The 1,807-nt window shown below is 58.7% G+C and carries 1 protein-coding gene; it reads left to right on the forward strand.

The annotated features are described in order from the left end of the window. The first annotated feature begins 460 nt into the window (after positions 1 to 460). Positions 461 to 1,747, forward strand: coding sequence for an adenylosuccinate synthase (locus H5U08_RS17550; protein WP_297036076.1), 1,287 nt, complete (start codon positions 461 to 463; stop codon positions 1,745 to 1,747). Positions 1,748 to 1,807 lie beyond the last annotated feature (60 nt).

Consider the following 1,807-nt stretch of genomic DNA (forward strand, 5'->3'; position numbering starts at 1 on the left):
GCCCGCGGCAACTCCATATGTGGAGTGCGGGACTTTAGCCCCGCTTTCCGTGCGGGACTTCAGTTCCCGGCGAAAGGGAAGGGATGATCGAACGTCAAACGACGGACCCGACAAGCGGGTCCCTCCAAGGGATGTTTCGGAGGGGCACGCTTGTCGTGCCCGACGATTCGAAATGGAGAATCCAGCCTTGAGCAGCGAACCTGACAAGCCGGTCCGTCCAGGCTAAAGCTTGCTCCTGCCCAAGGCGTTGTCCAGGTGAGTGCCGGTTTCCAGCAGGAAAATAGCCGGGAGGACTCCGGTGTCCCACGTGCTTGACGAAGGCTTTACCTCGGCGTTAGACTCCATGATTTGGGTTTTGTGCGACGGCTGGAAGACAAGCCGCCGGGGGCCGGTTGCGCCAAGGGAATCTGGGACCCATCATTGGAACGTTGTGTTCTGAGGAAAAAAGGACACCATAACCGTGACCGCTACTGCCGTCATTGGACTTCAGTGGGGGGATGAGGCCAAAGGGAAGATCGTCGATCTCCTCACTGAAGAGCACGATATCGTGGTCCGCTATCAGGGCGGAGCGAACGCCGGCCACACGGTCGTGACGGGTGGAAAAACGTTCAAACTTTCGCTTGTGCCAAGTGGGATTTTCCGCCCCCATGTGACATGCGTCATCGCTACCGGTGTGGTTGTCAATTTCAAAACGCTCTGTGAAGAAATCGCCACTTTGCGGGCTCAGGGCGTCGTCATCGGCGAAAACCTGATGCTCAGCGACCGAGCACACGTCATTCTCCCCTGGCATATTGAGGAGGACCGGATTCTCAACGAATGTCCCGGCGGGGAGGCGATCGGCACAACTTTGCGGGGGATTGGGCCGTGCTATCGGGACAAAGTCGGCCGTTCCCTCGCCGTGCGAGTGGGAGACTTTTTCGAGCCCGGCTTGAAAGAACGGCTCCTGGCCATCGCGGCCTCCAAGGCCAAAGCGCTCATTCCTCTCGGCTTAGCATCGGACTCGCCCGCCCTCGACGGGGAAGCCGTCTACCGGGAATATTCGGCATACGCCGAAAAACTTCGTCCTCACGTGACGGACACAACGGCATTTCTGCTCGACGCTGCTGAAACCGGGAAAAAAATCCTACTGGAAGGTGCGCAGGGAGCGCTGCTTGACATCGACCATGGTACCTTCCCCTATGTGACAAGCAGCAATAGTTCGGGAGTGGGGATTTCCGCTGGTTCCGGCCTCCCTGCCAAGTACGTGACCAAAGTTGTCGGGGTTATCAAGGCTTACACGACGCGGGTGGGCGGCGGGCCCTTTCCCACCGAGCAGAGCAACGAAGTCGGCCAACTGATCCGCGATCGCGGTAATGAATACGGCACGGTGACCCGGCGACCGCGCCGCTGCGGGTGGTTCGATGCCGTGGCAGTTCGTTACACCGCAAGACTGAGCGGCGTGGACAGCCTGGCCATCATGCTTTTGGATGTGTTGAGCACACTTCCCGAAGTCAAGATCTGTGTCGCTTACGAACTGGATGGTGAAAGGATCGATCGGTTTCCCAGTCACACCGAACAGTTGCGTCGTGTGCGCCCAATCTACGAAACACTTCCTGGTTGGGAGCAGGAGCTTCGCGGCATCCGGCGGTTGCAGGACCTTCCGAAACCTGCCCGGGCATATGTGGAGCGGATTGCCGAACTAGTGGGAAGACCGGTCGACATTATTTCAGTGGGACCGGATCGCGAGGAAACGATCTTTTGCCAGTAATGGGAGTTCGGGCGAACAGGCCACCAGAAGTCTGAATCGCCCGTTCGGCGGAGTAAGTGG

The sequence above is a fragment of the Thermogutta sp. genome (genome assembly GCF_014359955.1).
In the GTDB taxonomy this organism is placed as follows: Bacteria; Planctomycetota; Planctomycetia; order Pirellulales; family Thermoguttaceae; genus Thermogutta.